The sequence below is a fragment of the Streptomyces sp. NPDC002926 genome (genome assembly GCF_053591755.1).
Genome location: NZ_JBSFUK010000001.1, coordinates 363956 through 379918, shown reverse-complemented (window position 1 = coordinate 379918; position 15963 = coordinate 363956). Strand labels below are relative to the sequence as shown.

The window sequence follows — 15963 nt, the reverse complement described above, 5'->3', positions numbered from 1 at the left end:
GCTCGGCGGCGGACGCGGACCTGAGCCGTCCGGCGGACCTAAGCCGTCCACTGGTCGAAGGCGAGCTTCGCGACCAGCGAGAAGACGACCACGAGCAGCACTCCGCGGACGAACTCGCTGCCCTTCCTGAGCGCCATCCGGGCGCCGAACATGCCGCCCGCCAGGTTGAACACCGCCATCAGTGCGGCCAGCTGCCACATCACCGTGCCCTGGTAGGCGAACATCGCGAGCGCCCCGCCGTTGGTGCAGATGTTGACGATCTTGGCGGTGGCCGATGCGGTCACCAGGTCGAGATGGAGTACGGCGGTGAGCGCGAGGACCAGGAAGGTGCCGGTACCGGGCCCGAACAGCCCGTCGTAGAAGCCGATCCCGCCGCCGACGAGGACGATCGCCGTGACGGTGCGGGCGCGGGTGACGGGTCCCTTACCGGCGTCCGCGGCGGTGCCGAAGGTGGGGCGCAGCATCACAAAGGCCGCGACACCGAGCAGCACCACCATGATCACGGGCCGGAGTACGTCGCTGCTGATGCCGGCCGCGAAGAACGCGCCGCCCATCGAGCCCGCGAGCGCGGCCAGTCCGATCCTTACCGCCGACCTCACCTGCACCGGGGCCTTGCGCACATAGGTGACGGCGGCACCCGAGGTGCCGACGATGGCCACGGCCTTGTTGGTGCCGAGGATCTGGGCGGCCTGGACGTGCGGCAGGCCGAGCAGCAGGGCGGGCAGGAGCAGCAGCCCGCCGCCGCCCACCACCGCGTCGATCCAGCCGGCCGCCGCGGCGGCGAGGCAGAGGAAGACGAGTGTGGTCAGCGATATGTCGGGCATGGTCGCGACCCTACGGAGGAGATGAGTGCCCAGTCCATCGATCCCGCCGGACTTGAGCGACGTCTGAGGTTCCGGCGGCCGGTGAACCGTCGAGGCGGGCAAGCGCCGAGGCTCCCGGCCTGCGGTCCCGTACCGGTCGCCCCGGTACGGAGGCCGGCGATTCGGGCGGGCCCACCCCTCACACCCCGTCCCGCGCCGCGCTGAGCGCAGCGTTCCCCGAGGGAAACAGCAGAAGACCTGTCGGGTAACACCGGCGCCGCAGGCTGCGGGTATGAAATCGGAGATCGTGGTCATCGGCGGCGGAACGGCGGGCGTGCGGCTTGCGCGGCAGCTCGGCGTGAGCGGCGCCGACGTCACGGTTCTCGGCGAGGAGCCGCACGCGCCGTACAACCGGCTGCTGCTCGCGGAGGTTCTCGCCGGGCGCTACGGCCCCGAGGTGATAGCCCTGCCCGAGGCGCCGGTACGGCGCGGTGTACAAGCGACCGCGATCGACCGGGACCTGCGGCTCGTGCACTGCGCGGACGGCACCTCGGTGGCGTACGACCGGCTGGTGCTGGCCACCGGATCCAACCCGGTGCTGCCCCCGCTGCGCGGACTGGCCGGAGAGCTTCCCGACGGTGTGCACCCCTTCCGCACCCTCGACGACTGCACGGCGCTGTCCGCCGCCGTACGCCCCGGGATCCACGCGGTCGTCGTCGGCGGCGGTCTGCTCGGTGTCTCGGCCGCCCGCGCGCTGGCCGCGCGCGGTGCCCGGGTGGTGCTGGCCCAGCAGGGCGAGCATCTGATGGAGCGCCATCTGGACGTGTCCGCTTCGGAGTTGCTGCGCGGCCACCTCGAGTCGCTGGGCGTGGAGGTTCACACGGAGTGCCGGGTGAGGGGCCTGCGCGGTACGGCGGTCGAGCTCGCCGACGGATATGTCCTCGACTCGGAGCTCGTCGTACTCGCCTGCGGAGTGCGCCCTCGCGTCGGTCTGGCGCACGCCGCCGGTCTTGAGGTGCGCCGCGGCATCGTCGTCGACGACGAACTGCGCACCTCCGACCCGTACATATACGCCATCGGCGACTGCGCCGAACACAACGGCCAGGTGTACGGCCTGGCGGGTCCGGCCCTGGAACAGGCGGACGTCCTGGCCCGCGTACTCACCTCGGAGCCGGCACTCACCGCGGCACCCTCACTCGGCCCGGCGTCGCCCCGGTACACCGGCACCCGCGCCCTCACCCGGCTCACTCTCACCGGGCCCGGACCCGCCACGGCCGGCCCGCTCGATCTCGCCGCCTTCGGCGATCCGACTCCCCGGCCCGGAGACGACGTGGTCCAGCTCGCCGACGCCACCAGGGGCGCGTACCGCAAGGTCGTCGTCCGTGGAGACCGGCTCGTCGGCGGGGTGCTGCTCGGAGATCTCGCCGCGGTCGGCGCGCTCGCCCGGGCCTGGGAAGGCGACGAGGCCCTCCCCGACACCGTGCCCCTGCTCCACCTGCTCACCAACGATGGAGGCCTCTGACATGCCTGCGATGTCCACCCCCACGACTCCCACGATCGTGGTCGTCGGCCATGGCATGGTCGGCCAGCGATTCCTGGAGGCCCTCGCCGAGCGCGGCCTGACCGGGCGCGCGCGAATCGTCGTGCTGTGCGAGGAGCCCCGCGCCGCCTACGACCGGGTCCGGCTCAGCTCGTACTTCTCCGGCCGCACGCCCGACGAACTCTCCCTCGTCGAGGGCGACTTCATGGAGCGCCATGGCATCGAGCTGCATCTCGACGACCCGGCGGAGACCATCGACAGGGAGGCGCGCACGGTCACCTCGCGCGCCGGGCGGACCTTCGCGTACGACACTCTCGTCCTCGCCACCGGCTCGTACCCCTTCGTCCCGCCCGTGCCCGGCAAGGACAGCGAGGGCTGTTTCGTCTACCGCACGATCGATGACCTCCTCGCGATCGAGGAGTACGCCAAGAACTGCACGACCGGCACCGTGGTCGGCGGTGGGCTGCTGGGCCTGGAGGCGGCCGGGGCGCTCAAGGGGCTGGGACTCACCACGCACATCGTGGAGTTCAATCCGCGGCTGATGTCCCTGCAGGTGGACGAGGGCGGCGGCGCCGCGCTGCGCCGCACCGTCGAGAACATGGGCCTGAACGTGCACACCGGCGTCGGCGGTAAGGAGATCACGGCGGGCGAGGACGGCACGGTGACCGCGATGGCGCTGTCGGACGGCTCGTCCATCGACACCGACCTGGTCATCTTCTCGGCCGGCGTAAGGCCCAGGGACCAGCTCGCGCGCGAGAGCGGGCTCACCGTGGGTGAACGCGGCGGCATCACGGTCGACGAGCAGTGCCGTACGAGCGACCCGGCGGTGTTCGCGATCGGCGAGTGCGCGCTGGCCGCCGACGGCCGGGTGTACGGGCTGGTCGCGCCCGGATACGAGATGGCTGAGGTGGCCGCGGACGCCATCGCCGGCGAGGCCGGAAAGGCGGGCGGCTTCACGGGCGCCGACACCTCCACCAAGCTCAAGCTGCTGGGCGTGGACGTGGCGTCCTTCGGCGACGCGCACGGCACCGGCGAGGGCTGCCTGGACGTCGTCTACTCCGACTCCCGCAGCGGCGTCTACAAGAAGCTGGTGATCGGCGCCGACGGCAAGCTGCTCGGCGGGGTACTGGTCGGTGACGCCGACTCCTACGGCATGCTGCGCCCGCTCACCGGCTCGATCCCGCCGCTCTCGCCCGAACAGCTGGTGCTGCCGGCCGGGATCGGCGCGCCGGCGGCGCTCGGCCCGGCGGCGCTGCCCGACGAGGCCGTCATCTGCTCCTGCCACAACGTCACCAAGGGCACCATCCGCGGCGCGGTCACCGAGCACTCCTGCACGACCGTGCCCGAGGTGAAGAAGTGCACCAAGGCCGGTACGGGCTGCGGCAGTTGCGTCAAGGTGCTGGGCCAGCTGGTCAATGCCGAGCTGGAGTCCTCGGGTGTCGAGGTCGACAAGGGCCTGTGCGCCTGCTTCGCCCAGACCCGCCAGGAGCTGTACGAAACCGTGCGCGCACTGCGGATCGCCTCGTACCAGAAGCTCCTCGACGCGCACGGACGCGAGGCGGCCCGCGGCGGAAACGGCTGTGAGATCTGCAAGCCTGCCGTCGCCTCGATCATCGCCTCGCTGGCGCCGACGATCGGCGCCGACGGCTATGTGCTCGAGGGCGAGCAGGCCGCGCTGCAGGACACGAACGACCACTTCCTCGCCAATATGCAGAAGAACGGTTCGTACTCGATCGTGCCGCGCATTCCGGGCGGCGAGATCACTCCGGAGAAGCTGATCGTGATCGGCGAGGTGGCCCGCGACTACGGGCTCTACACGAAGATCACGGGCGGCCAGCGGATCGACCTGTTCGGCGCGCGCGTCGACCAACTGCCGCTGATCTGGGCGCGGCTGGTGGACGCGGGCTTCGAGTCCGGGCATGCGTACGGCAAGGCGCTGCGCACCGTGAAGTCCTGTGTGGGCCAGACCTGGTGCCGCTACGGCGTGCAGGACTCGGTCCGGATGGCCATCGATCTGGAGCTGCGCTACCGGGGCCTGCGCTCCCCGCACAAGCTGAAGTCGGCGGTCTCCGGCTGCCAGCGTGAGTGCGCGGAGGCGCAGAGCAAGGACTTCGGCGTCATCGCCACGGCCAACGGCTGGAACCTGTACGTCGGCGGCAATGGCGGCGCGACCCCGCGCCACGCGGATCTGCTCGCGCAGGATCTCTCCGACGCGGAACTGGTCCGGCTCATCGACCGGTTCCTGATGTTCTACATCCGTACCGCCGACCGGCTGGAGCGCACCTCGACCTGGCTGGAGCGGATCGAGGGCGGCCTCGGTCACGTACGGGATGTGGTCGTCCATGACTCGCTGGGCATCTGCGCCGAGCTCGAGTCGCTGATGGCGGACCATGTCGCCGGCTATCGCGACGAGTGGTCCGAGACCATCAACGACCCGGAACGGCTGCGCCGCTTCGTCTCCTTCGTGAACGCGCCCGATGTCCCGGACCCGACGGTGAAGTTCGTGCCCGAGCGCGGCCAGGTCAAGCCCGATCTGCCGCTGCTGACCATCCGCCCGCTGGAAGTCCTGGAAGGTACCGCCACCCGATGACGATCGCACCCGAAAAGACGGAAACGCAGGTCCAGCTCCGCCTGGGCCGGGAGTGGCTCGCGCTCTGCACGCTGTCCCTGCTCACTCCGGGCCGCGGAGTCGCGGCCCTGCTGCCGGACGGCCGCCAGGCCGCGGTCTTCCTGGACCGCGAGGGCACTCCGTACGCCATCGACAACCAGGACCCCTTCGCCGGGGCCCAGGTCCTCTCCCGGGGCCTCGTCGGCTCGTCCCCCGACGGCCCCTTCGTCGCCTCGCCGCTGCTCAAGCAGCGCTTCGACCTGGCGACGGGACGCTGCCTGGACGACGATTCGGTATCGGTGACGGCCTACGAGGTACGGCTGCACTGACCGCTGACTCCGCTCACGCGTCACGGGCCACTGCCCTGATTGCCCGCGACGCGTGAGCGGCCGTCCGGCGTGGGCCGTGGGGGGCGGCCCGGCAACGCGCCGGCCGGTGCGGTCGGCCCGGCCCGTGCGGTCGGGCCGGCCCGTGGCCCCCGGTCGCCCGCCGGTCCTGAACGCCGGACACCGCGGCGGCCTCGTCGTCCGCGGTGGCTCCTCGACCCGACGGTTCGTAGGCTGGCAGCCAACGATTCCTAGCGAGGGGCTCAGCCATGGCGGGCTGGAACACGAGCGACATCCCCGATCAGTCCGGACGCACCGCCGTGGTCACGGGAGCCAACAGCGGCATCGGACTCGTCACGGCCCAGGAGCTGGCCCGCCGCGGTGCGCGAGTGGTTCTCGCGTGCCGCAGCGCGGTCCGCGGCGAGCAGGCGGAGACCCACATCAAACGTGAGGTGCCGGACGCCGCGGTGGAGTTCAGGCCGCTGGATCTGGCGGACCTCTCCTCCGTACGGAAGTTCGCGGCCGAGTATCCGTACGACGGCCTCGATCTGCTCATCAACAACGCCGGCGTGATGGCCCTGCCGTACGGGAAGACGGCCGACGGATTCGAGACGCAGTTCGGCGTCAACCACCTCGGGCACTTCGCGCTGACCGGGCTGCTGCTGCCGAAACTGCTGGACACGCCGGGCGCGCGCGTGGTGAGCCTGTCCAGCGGACTGCACGCCATGGCCAATCTCGACATGGGAGATCTCAACAGCGAGCGTCGCTACCGCCGTTGGGTGGCCTACGCCCGTTCCAAGACAGCGAATCTGCTCTTTGTGCACGAGCTGTCGAGGCGGCTGCGCGCCGCCGGGTCCGATGTCGTCGCGGCGGCCGCCCACCCCGGCTACGCCGCCACCAACCTCCAGACCGCGAGCGCGAGGATGGAGGGCAGCAGGCTCAGGGAACGGATCATTGAGTTCGGCAACCGGATCGCGGCGCAGCCCGCCGAGTCCGGGGCGCTGCCGACGCTGTACGCGGCCACCGCGCCGGGCGTACAGCCCGACTCCTTCACCGGACCGAGGTTCCAGGGCTGGCGCGGCCCGCCCGCTCCGTCCCGGCGGGCCAAGTGGACCCGGAACGATGTGGCGGGCGAGCGGCTGTGGGTGGCGTCCGAGCAGCTCACCGGGGTGACGTACGAGGGCCTCAAGCCCTGAGCCCCTCGCGCGCCGGGCGGCCGGTGTACGCCATGGACTCTGCCGGCTCCGCCGTCCTTGGGCCGTTTGGCCGAACTTCGCATGGACCACTAGGTGCCCGAGGCATCTAATGGGAGTCCGGCTAGGCGGACTCTTCGCTCGCGAGGTCACCATGACAGAACCAGTCGCCCCACAACCTGTCGTCCCAGAACCCGTCGCTCCAGCACCCGTCGTCGCGGAACCCGTCGCGTTTCCTCAGGACCGCGGCTGCCCCTACCACCCGCCCGCTCCCTACCAGCCACTCCGCGAGGCCCGGCCGCTCTCCCGGGTCGCCCTCTTCGACGGCGGCACCGTGTGGGTGGTCACCGGGCACGCGACGGCGCGCGAACTGCTGGCCGACCAGCGGCTCTCCACCAACCGCGAGAACCGCGGGTTCCCCGTGCCCACGGAGCGCTTCGCGCAGCTGCGCAACCGCCGCACGGCGCTGCTCGGCGTCGACGATCCCGAGCACAACACCCAGCGGCGGATGCTCATCCCCAGCTTCACCGTCAAACGCGTCACCGCACTGCGCCCGCAGATCCAGCGGACCGTGGACCGGCTGCTCGACGCCATGACCGAACAGGGGGCGCCCGCGGAGCTGGTGAGCGCCTACGCGCTGCCGGTGCCATCGATGGTGATCTGCGCCCTGCTCGGCGTCCCTTACGCCGACCACGACTTCTTCGAGGCGCAGTCGCGCCGGCTGCTGCGCGGACCGTCCCCCGCCGACACGGAGGACGCGCGCGACCAGCTGAACGAATACCTCGGCGCGCTGATCGACCGCAAGCGGGAGGACCCGGGCGAGGCACTGCTCGACGAACTCATCCAGCAGCAGCTGCACGAGGGCACCGTGGACCGGCGCGAGTTGATCAGCCTCGCCGCGATCCTGCTGGTCGCGGGCCACGAGACCACGGCGAACATGATCTCGCTGGGCACCTTCACCCTGCTCCAGCACCCTGAACAACTCGCCGAGCTGCGGGCGCAGGAGTCGCTGATGCCCACCGCCGTCGAGGAGCTGCTGCGGTTCCTGTCGATCGCCGACGGGATGCTGCGGGTGGCCACGGAGGACATCGAGGTGGCCGGGACGACCATCCGCGCCGACGAGGGCGTCATCTTCTCGACGTCCCTCATCAACCGCGACACCGCCGCGTACACGGCGCCCGACACGCTCGACTGGCACCGCTCGGCCCGTCACCATGTCGCTTTCGGCTTCGGCATCCACCAGTGCCTGGGACAGAATCTGGCCCGGGCGGAGATGGAGATCGCGCTGCGGACGCTCTTCGTCCGGCTGCCAGGACTTCGGCTTGCGGCCCCCGCCGAGACAATCCCCTTCAAACCCGGCGACACACTCCAGGGGATGGTCGAACTCCCCGTGGCCTGGTAGCCGCCATGGGTACCGACCGTACGGCCATCGGCATCGCCATCGACAAGGACAGGTGCATCGGGGCGGGTCAGTGCGCGCTGACCGCGCCGGAGGTGTTCACCCAGGACGACGACGGATTCAGCGAGCTGCTGCCGGACCGCGGGGACGGAGCGGGCAGCCCGCTCGTACGGGAGGCGGCCCGGGCGTGCCCGGTCGGCGCGATCCGGCTCTCGCACGGCTGAGACCTGCGCGTCGGGCGGGCGTGCTGGTGGCCGGATCCGCAGACGGTTCGTCCTCCATCGCCGGACGGGCTGGAAGGACAGGCCCCGTCCGGGCCCCGGCACGAGGTCCGGGGGACGGCGTCGACGCCCGGGTGGTGAACGGCGCGCGCTCGGCGTGCGCCCCGGCGCAACCTGCCCTACCCCCGAGTCTGCGCGCTGGTTGACGGCTGTACGTCACCACTCGTTGACGTGCTGTCAATTCACGACTCATAGGTTCCGGTACCGCGCCAACTCCGGGGCGTCGACCGGCGCCCCGGAGCGGTCACCACCCTGGAGTGACAGTGGATCGTCGCAACTTCCTGCGCGGAGCAGTCATCGGCACGTCCGCCGCCGCCTTCGGCGGCACCCTGATGCGCGGTGCCGCCTACGCCGCCCCTGCCCAGCCCGGCCCGGGGCCCTACGGGGCCCTCGGCGCGGCGGACGCCAACGGCATTCAGCTGCCCAGCGGGTTCAGCAGCCGGGTGATCGCCCGGTCCGGTCAGAATGTCGGCCCGACCTCCTACAAGTGGCACAACGCCCCCGACGGCGGCGCCTGCTTCGCGGACGGCTCGGGCTGGATCTATGTCTCCAACTCGGAGATCAACCCCTCCGGCGGCGCGAGCGCGGTGAAGCTCTCCTCGGCCGGCGCGATCACCGGCGCGTACAGAATCCTCTCCAACACCCGCCAGAACTGCGCGGGCGGCAAGACGCCGTGGAACACCTGGCTGTCGTGCGAGGAGGTCAGCCTCGGGTACGTCTACGAGACCGACCCGTACGGCGTGAACGCCGCCGTACGCCGGGACGCCATGGGCAAGTTCAAGCACGAGGCCGCGGCCGCCGACCCGGTGCGCCATGTCGTCTACCTGACCGAGGACGAGACCAACGGCTGCCTCTACCGGTTCATCCCCACCACCTGGGGCAACCTCGCCTCCGGCACACTCCAGGTGCTCGTCGCGGGCTCCGGCACCTCCGGCTCCTTCACCTGGCAGAACGTGCCCGACCCGGACGGCTCGCCGACCGCGACCCGGAGCCAGGTCTCCGGCGCCAAGCACTTCAACGGCGGCGAGGGCTGTCACTACGCCAATGACACCGTCTGGTTCACGACCAAGGGCGACAACCGGGTCTGGCAGCTCAACCTCGCGGGCAGCACCTACGAACTGGCCTACGACGACTCGCTGGTGGTCGGCGGCGGCGCCCCGCTCACCGGCGTGGACAACGTCACCGGCTCGTCCTCCGGCGATCTGTTCGTCGCCGAGGACGGCGGCAACATGGAGATCTGCATCATCACTCCGGACGACGTCGTCGCGGTGTTCCTGCGGATCACCGGCCAGTCCTCGTCCGAGATCACCGGACCGGCGTTCTCGCCCGACGGTACCCGGCTGTACTTCTCCAGCCAGCGCGGGACGAGCGGATCCTCGTCGGGCGGCATCACCTACGAGGTGACGGGGCCGTTCCGGGCGTAGCCCGACGCCTCCGCGGTGGCGCCGCCCCGCAACAGGGCGGCGCCCAGCGGGGTGAGTGTGTGCAGGACGGCGTTGCCGTGGCGCAGCGTCACCACCAGGCCCGCCTCCCGCAGGACGGCCGCGTGCTGGCTCGCGGAGGCGAGGGACACCCCTGCCCTGCGGGCCAGTTCGCTGGTCGTACAGCCGAAGCGGATGGCCTGCAGGATGGCGGAGCGGGTGTGGCCGACGAGCTTGCCCAGTGAGGGGCCGCCGGCCTCGCTGAAGTCCGGACCGCTGCTGTGGGCGGCCGGATAGACGAGGATCGGCGGGAGCGCGGCGTCGCGGTAGACCACCGGTGTGCCGCGGCAGAAGAACGAGGGCTGGAGCAGTAACCCGCGCCCGTCCAGGTGCAGTTCGCGCGTGACGGGATAGTCGGCCTCCAGAACCGGCGGCCGCCAGCGCAGCACCGGCGGCAGTGACGTGAGCAGTTCGTCCGCGCCGCCGTCGAGCAGCGCGCGGCCTCGCACGGCACGGTCCGCCTCCACCCTGGCCTGGATATGCGGCCAGTACGGCTCCACGGCGGCCCGGTGATAGCCGCGCAGCGCCCCCACGAGCCGGGCGAGCGGCTCGGGCCTGCCCTCGGCGAGCGCGACGAGCCGGCCGGGCAGCACGGGCACCGTGGCGCGCTCCGAGGCGGCCAGGGCGAGTTCGGTGTGCAGACGGGCCGCCGGGGTGGCACGCAGCGCCTCCAGGCCCGCGTCCAGCCCGCCCTGCCCTTCGGGAGGTGTCAGGAAGTCCGGGAAATAGCCCCGCGGCGGTACCAGCGCGGCAAGCAGGCGTGTTTCACCATTCAACCGGGCCCGGGTCTCCGAGCGCCATTCTCCGAAGACGAGTGCGCCGCGTCGATCCCGCAATCGGTGAAAACTGAGAATCGTTTCCCACAAAGCATCCGGTCTGGCCCCCATCCGCACTCTGGCTAGGTCGTCCCCAGTGAAATGGATACGAAGCACCGAACCCCCACCTGTTGCATCCGCAATCGCCCCCGATCACTGAGTATGCATGCCATCACAGGACGTTACCACGGTGTTTCAGCCACAGTTGAAACGCCTCGCGGGGGGTGGGTGCCAACCGAAAGGCTGTACGACGTCGGGCATGAACCTTCCGTCTCCGATGTGACGTTGCGAAGACCGTGGGGGGCTTTGGAACGTCCGGCGGCGGGTGACGGAAGGTGCGGCTCCGTGTCCGGCACGGGTAATGGGGCGCGGCCTGCGGATGGGGATCCGCGGGCCGCGCTCCGCCCGCTTTTTTGCGCCGCGAAATGGCAGAAATTCGATTGCCGTTGGACGTCCATGATTCAACAGGGAATCGGGCCGGGCCGAAAAGCGAAACAGAACGGCACACGAATGAACACATGGAAGGGGCGGGCGCCCCGCACAAGGCGCCCGCCCCTTCCTTTTCGGTGTTCCGGAGCCGCCACCGGGTCGGTGAGGGTCGGGACCGACTGGGGGCAGGCCCCCAGACCCCGGCGACGGCTCCGGTCTCTCAGCGGGAGTCGCTGCCCTTCGACTCGGCCGCGGCCCGGCCGGCCTCGAGGCGCGCCACCGGGATACGGAACGGCGAGCAGGACACGTAGTCCAGACCCACCTCGTGGAAGAAGTGCACCGACTCCGGGTCACCGCCGTGCTCGCCGCAGACGCCCAGCTTGAGGTCGGGGCGGGTGGCCCGGCCGGCCTCGACAGCGCTGCGTACGAGCGAGCCGACGCCGTCCCTGTCGATGGTCTCGAACGGGGAGACCCCGAAGATGCCCTTCTCCAGGTACGCGGTGAAGAAGCTCGCCTCGACGTCGTCGCGGGAGAAGCCCCAGACGGTCTGGGTGAGGTCGTTCGTACCGAACGAGAAGAACTGGGCGGCCTCGGCGATCTGACCGGCGGTCAGCGCGGCGCGCGGCAGCTCGATCATCGTGCCGATGGTCAGCCTGAGGTCGGTGCCGGTGACAGCCTGCACCTCGGCGATGACCTGGTCGGCCTCCTCGCGGACGATCTCCAGCTCCTGAACGGTGCCCACCAGCGGGATCATGATCTCCGCGCGCGGGTCGCCCTTGGCGTTCTTGCGCTCGGCCGCGGCCTCGGCGATCGCCCGTACCTGCATGGCGAAGAGACCGGGGATGACCAGGCCGAGGCGTACACCGCGCAGGCCCAGCATCGGGTTCTGCTCATGGAGCTTGTGCACGGCCTGAAGGAGGCGGAGGTCGTTCTCGTTGGCGTCCTTGCGGGCCTCGGCGAGGGCGACCCGTACCGACAGCTCGGTGATGTCGGGCAGGAACTCGTGCAGCGGCGGGTCGAGCAGGCGGACCGTGACGGGCAGACCGTCCATCGCCTCGAACAGCTCGACGAAGTCCTTCTTCTGCAGGGGCAGCAGGGCGCCCAGCGCCTGCTCACGCTCCTCGTCCGTGTCGGCGAGGATGAGCCGCTCGACCATCTCGCGGCGCTCACCGAGGAACATGTGCTCGGTGCGGCACAGGCCGATGCCCTGCGCGCCGAACCGCCGTGCGCGCAGCGCGTCCTCGGCGTTGTCGGCGTTGGCCCGTACGCGAAGGCGGCGTACTCGGTCCGCGTACGCCATGATCCGGTGCACGGCGGCGACCAGCTCGTCGGCGTCGTCGGCGCCCGCGTGCATCCGGCCCTCGAAGTACTCGACGACCGGGGACGGCACGACCGGCACCTCACCGAGGTACACCTTGCCGGTGGAGCCGTCGATGGAGACGACGTCACCCTCCTCGATGACGGTCCCACCGACCGTCAGCCGGCGCCGCTTGGTGTCGACCTCGAGCTCCTCGGCGCCGCAGACACAGGTCTTGCCCATGCCGCGGGCGACAACGGCGGCGTGCGAGGTCTTGCCACCGCGCGAGGTCAGGATGCCCTCGGCGGCGATCATGCCGTCGAGGTCGTCGGGGTTGGTCTCACGGCGGATGAGGATGACCTTCTCGCCGGAACGCGACCACTTGACCGCGGTGTACGAGTCGAAGACGGCCTTGCCGACGGCCGCACCGGGCGACGCGGCGATACCGCGGCCGAGCAGTTCGGTCTTCGCGTGGTCGTCGAAGCGCGGGAACATCAGCTGCGCGAGCTGCGCGCCGTTGACGCGCTGGAGCGCCTCGGCCTCGTCGATGAGACCCTGGTCGACGAGCTGGGTGGCGATACGGAAGGCCGCGCCCGCGGTCCGCTTGCCGACCCGGGTCTGGAGCATCCACAGCTGGCCGCGCTCAATGGTGAACTCGATGTCGCACAGGTCCTTGTAGTGCGTCTCGAGGGTCTCCATGATCTGCATCAACTGGTCGTACGACTGCTTGTCGATGTTCTCCAGATCGGCGAGCGGCACCGTGTTGCGGATACCGGCGACGACGTCCTCGCCCTGCGCGTTCTGGAGGTAGTCGCCGTAGACGCCCTGGTGGCCGCTGGCGGGGTCGCGGGTGAAGGCGACGCCGGTGCCGGAGTCGGGACCGAGGTTGCCGAAGACCATGGAGCAGATGTTGACGGCCGTGCCGAGGTCGCCGGGGATGCGCTCCTGGCGGCGGTAGAGCTTGGCGCGGTCGGTGTTCCAGGACTCGAAGACCGAGCGGATCGCGAGGTCCATCTGCTCGCGCGGGTCCTGCGGGAAGTCGCGGCCCGCGTCACGGGAGACGATCTTCTTGAACTGCTTGACCAGCTTCTTCAGATCGCCGGCGTCGAGGTCGGTGTCGACGGTGACCTTCTTGGCGTGCTTGGCCTCCTCGAGCGCCTCCTCGAAGAGTTCGCCGTCGACGCCCAGCACCGTCTTGCCGAACATCTGGATCAGGCGGCGGTACGAGTCCCAAGCGAAGCGCTCGTCGCCGGACTGCTGTACGAGCCCGGCCACCGACTCGTCGGAGAGGCCGATGTTGAGGACCGTGTCCATCATGCCCGGCATCGAGAACTTCGCACCCGAACGTACCGATACCAGAAGGGGGTTGTCGGCCTGGCCGAGCTTCTTGCCCATCGACCGCTCGAGGGCGTCGAGGTGGGCACTCACCTCGTCGCGCAGCGCGGCGGGCTCGGTGCCGCTGTCGAGGTAGACCTTGCACGCCTCGGTGGTGATGGTGAAGCCCGGAGGGACGGGCAGCCCGAGGTTGGTCATCTCTGCGAGGTTGGCACCTTTGCCGCCGAGCAGGTCCTTGAGGTCCCTGTTGCCCTCGGTGAAGTCGTAGACGAACTTCTGATCTTTGTTTTCCGACACGGGTCTCGACTCCTCGAGGACTCGGTGGCTGCCCTGACGGCGAGGAACATACCCAGATCGAAGGCGTCTGGGTACGTCCACTTGGCGGTCATACGGCCGTAACCACTCGTCCGCCACCAGATCCAAAGTAACTGAGTGGCAGCTCGATTGAGAGATTTCATTCAAGGCTTGAACGCATCAGCACGTACAGCGACATTGATCGCGCAGGAAGCTACACGGCGCGATGAATCGATAGATCATTTGAACGCCGAAGGGGTGGCACTTAGTGCCACCCCTCTGAGAGGTGCAGTCGTCGCCAAATCGCTCATGTGAGCGCTACCCCTATCAGGGGTGGCGAGAATCACGCGGCTGAGGGGCCTCCGGTCCCATCATCCGGACCCGCGTAACACGACGAAACACAGCGGCTGAGGACATCGAGATCCACGTCCTCCAGGCTCCGGGCGAAGACCCGGCCCGAGGACGCGGGAACCGGCAGCAGCGACGGCACCACCAGCACCGCACACCCCGCGGCCTCCGCGGAGTCGCTGCCGTCCGGCGAGTCCTCCACCGCCACACATGTCCTGGGCAGGGCCCCGAAACGGTCCGCGGCCTCCCGGTAGGGATCCGGATGCGGCTTCGTCCGCACCGTGTCGTCGGCCGACAGCGTGAAGACGAACGGCACATCGGCCAGCGCTCCACCGACCACCGAATCGACGACGATGCGCGGTGAGGCACTCACCAGCGCGAACGGAACCTGCCGGTGCTCCAGTTCGGCCAGCAGCCGCCGTACGCCGGGACGCACCGGGGCGCCCGCCTCCACCCGCTGGAAGAACCCGTCGGTCAGCGCCTGCGCCACCGCCGACACGGTGGAGGTGGCACTGAGGGCCACCTCCGTGATCCGTATCAGATGAGCGGCGGTGTCCTCGACGGCCCGGCCCACCACCTCCGGTGCGTCCGCGCCGGAGAGCCGGTGGCCGAGCGACGCGGCGACCTCCTCGGCCGTCTCCCACCACAGCACCTCGGTGTCGACGAGGGTGCCGTCCATGTCGAAGAGGACCGCCGCGGGCTCGGTCATGGCCACGCTCACCGCGCCGGTACGACGAGGACGGGCCGCTGTGCCAGTCCGACCGCTGCCCGGCCGCCGGGCAGCAGCGCGCCCGCGTCCCGCGACGCCAGGTCGGCCTTGACCGAGCTGCCGTCCGGCAGGTCGAGCAGCACGCGCGTGACCGAGCCGAGGAAGGACGCGGAGACGACCGTGGCCTCGCCGTCCGGATCGGCGGTCACGGTGACGTTCTCGGGACGTACGAGCACCTCGACCTCGGATGCCTTCGGCGCTTCGCCGTCCACGGGCAGCCTGCTGCCCGCCACTTCGACCAGGCCGTCGTCCGCCATCCGGCCCGGCAGCCGGTTCATGGTCCCGACGAACTCGGCGACGAACGGCGTCGCGGGGCGCTCGTACAGCTCCGCGGGCGCCGCGCACTGCTCCAGTTTCCCGGCGTTGAGGACGGCGACCCGGTCCGCCATGGACAGGGCCTCCTCCTGGTCGTGCGTGACGAAGATCGTGGTGATCCCGAGGGAGAGCTGCAGCCGGCGGATCTCCTCGCGCAGGCTGAGCCGCACCTTGGCGTCGAGCGCGGACAGCGGCTCGTCCAGCAGCAGCACGCGCGGCTCCAGGGCCAGCGCCCTGGCCAGGGCGACGCGCTGCTGCTGGCCACCGGACATCTGGTGGGGGTAGCGGTCGCCGTGTTCGGGCAGGCCGACCAGGGCCAGGAGCTCGGCGGCGCGGGCGTTGCGCCCGGCGGTCGGCATCTTGCGGACCCGCAGGCCGAAAGCGACGTTGTCGCGGGCGCTGAGGTTGGGGAAGAGGCTGTATGACTGGAAGACCATGCCCGCGTCCCGGCGGTTGGCCGGCACCCGGGTGATGTCCTCGCCGTCGACCAGCACCTCGCCGGCGTCCGGCTGTTCGAAGCCCGCGACGACGCGCAGGGCGGTGGTCTTGCCGCAGCCCGACGGGCCGAGCAGGGCGATCAGCTCACCCGGTTCGACGGTCAGGTCGAGCCCGTCGAGGGCGACGGTGGCGCCGAAAGCCCGGCGCAGACCGCGGAATTCGACCCGGGCGCCGGTCACGCCGGAGGTCTCGCTCCGCCGCGCGACGGCGGTCGCTGTACTTGCAGACATGG

General features: G+C 70.4%; 12 protein-coding genes. 7 read left to right on the top strand and 5 right to left on the bottom strand.

What is annotated here, in order from left to right; translation table 11 throughout:
* Positions 1–38 precede the first annotated feature (38 nt).
* Positions 39–824, bottom strand: coding sequence for a sulfite exporter TauE/SafE family protein (locus tag ACWDZ6_RS01600; RefSeq protein ID WP_451501226.1), 786 nt, complete (start codon positions 822–824; stop codon positions 39–41).
* Between the two features lie 271 nt (positions 825–1095).
* Between ACWDZ6_RS01600 and ACWDZ6_RS01595 the strand changes: the two genes are divergently transcribed.
* The 7 genes from ACWDZ6_RS01595 (at position 1096) to ACWDZ6_RS01565 (ending at position 9574) form a co-directional block, all read left to right on the top strand.
* Positions 1096–2325, top strand: a complete 1230-nt coding sequence (locus ACWDZ6_RS01595; RefSeq protein WP_451501225.1) for an NAD(P)/FAD-dependent oxidoreductase — start codon at positions 1096–1098, stop codon at positions 2323–2325.
* The gene (nirB, locus tag ACWDZ6_RS01590; RefSeq protein WP_451501224.1) at positions 2312–4933 is read left to right on the top strand and encodes a nitrite reductase large subunit NirB; all 2622 of its coding nucleotides are present in this window, start codon (positions 2312–2314) and stop codon (positions 4931–4933) included. Before ACWDZ6_RS01595 ends, nirB begins: the two co-directional genes overlap by 14 nt.
* On the top strand, positions 4930–5280 hold the full coding sequence (nirD, locus tag ACWDZ6_RS01585; RefSeq protein ID WP_451501223.1) for a nitrite reductase small subunit NirD: 351 nt from the start codon (positions 4930–4932) through the stop codon (positions 5278–5280). Before nirB ends, nirD begins: the two co-directional genes overlap by 4 nt.
* 266 nt (positions 5281–5546) lie before the next feature.
* Positions 5547–6473: an oxidoreductase gene (locus ACWDZ6_RS01580; protein ID WP_451501222.1), complete on the top strand. Its 927-nt coding sequence runs from the start codon at positions 5547–5549 to the stop codon at positions 6471–6473.
* Positions 6474–6624: 151 nt separating this feature from the next.
* A complete protein-coding gene (locus ACWDZ6_RS01575; protein WP_451501221.1) occupies positions 6625–7872 on the top strand; it encodes a cytochrome P450 in 1248 nt (415 codons plus the stop codon).
* A gap of 26 nt (positions 7873–7898) precedes the next feature.
* Complete coding sequence (locus ACWDZ6_RS01570) at positions 7899–8093, top strand: ferredoxin (RefSeq protein WP_451501460.1); 195 nt, start codon at positions 7899–7901, stop codon at positions 8091–8093.
* 320 nt (positions 8094–8413) lie between these two features.
* The gene (locus tag ACWDZ6_RS01565) at positions 8414–9574 is read left to right on the top strand and encodes an alkaline phosphatase PhoX (RefSeq protein WP_366730631.1); all 1161 of its coding nucleotides are present in this window, start codon (positions 8414–8416) and stop codon (positions 9572–9574) included.
* Here the strand turns inward: ACWDZ6_RS01565 and ACWDZ6_RS01560 are convergent.
* The 4 genes from ACWDZ6_RS01560 to ACWDZ6_RS01545 all read right to left on the bottom strand — a co-directional run bounded on the left by ACWDZ6_RS01560 (position 9544) and on the right by ACWDZ6_RS01545 (position 15961).
* On the bottom strand, positions 9544–10563 hold the full coding sequence (locus ACWDZ6_RS01560; protein ID WP_451501220.1) for an ArsR/SmtB family transcription factor: 1020 nt from the start codon (positions 10561–10563) through the stop codon (positions 9544–9546). The two genes, ACWDZ6_RS01565 and ACWDZ6_RS01560, sit on opposite strands and share 31 nt — an antisense overlap.
* Before the next feature lie 532 nt (positions 10564–11095).
* The gene (ppdK, locus tag ACWDZ6_RS01555; protein WP_451501219.1) at positions 11096–13804 is read right to left on the bottom strand and encodes a pyruvate, phosphate dikinase; all 2709 of its coding nucleotides are present in this window, start codon (positions 13802–13804) and stop codon (positions 11096–11098) included.
* Between the two features lie 340 nt (positions 13805–14144).
* A complete protein-coding gene (locus ACWDZ6_RS01550; RefSeq protein ID WP_451501218.1) occupies positions 14145–14858 on the bottom strand; it encodes an HAD family hydrolase in 714 nt (237 codons plus the stop codon).
* A gap of 8 nt (positions 14859–14866) precedes the next feature.
* A complete protein-coding gene (locus ACWDZ6_RS01545; RefSeq protein ID WP_451501217.1) occupies positions 14867–15961 on the bottom strand; it encodes an ABC transporter ATP-binding protein in 1095 nt (364 codons plus the stop codon).
* Between the last annotated feature and the right edge of the window lie 2 nt (positions 15962–15963).

What these genes read in the sequence shown, in the direction of transcription:
- ACWDZ6_RS01550 (WP_451501218.1), bottom strand. Translation starts at nt 14,858, where the DNA reads ATGACCGAGCCCGCGGCGGTCCTCTTCGACATGGACGGCACCCTCGTC.
- nirB (WP_451501224.1), top strand. Translation starts at nt 2,312, where the DNA reads ATGGAGGCCTCTGACATGCCTGCGATGTCCACCCCCACGACTCCCACG.
- ACWDZ6_RS01575 (WP_451501221.1), top strand. Translation starts at nt 6,625, where the DNA reads ATGACAGAACCAGTCGCCCCACAACCTGTCGTCCCAGAACCCGTCGCT.
- ACWDZ6_RS01595 (WP_451501225.1), top strand. Translation starts at nt 1,096, where the DNA reads ATGAAATCGGAGATCGTGGTCATCGGCGGCGGAACGGCGGGCGTGCGG.
- nirD (WP_451501223.1), top strand. Translation starts at nt 4,930, where the DNA reads ATGACGATCGCACCCGAAAAGACGGAAACGCAGGTCCAGCTCCGCCTG.
- ACWDZ6_RS01545 (WP_451501217.1), bottom strand. Translation starts at nt 15,961, where the DNA reads ATGTCTGCAAGTACAGCGACCGCCGTCGCGCGGCGGAGCGAGACCTCC.
- ACWDZ6_RS01580 (WP_451501222.1), top strand. Translation starts at nt 5,547, where the DNA reads ATGGCGGGCTGGAACACGAGCGACATCCCCGATCAGTCCGGACGCACC.
- ACWDZ6_RS01600 (WP_451501226.1), bottom strand. Translation starts at nt 824, where the DNA reads ATGCCCGACATATCGCTGACCACACTCGTCTTCCTCTGCCTCGCCGCC.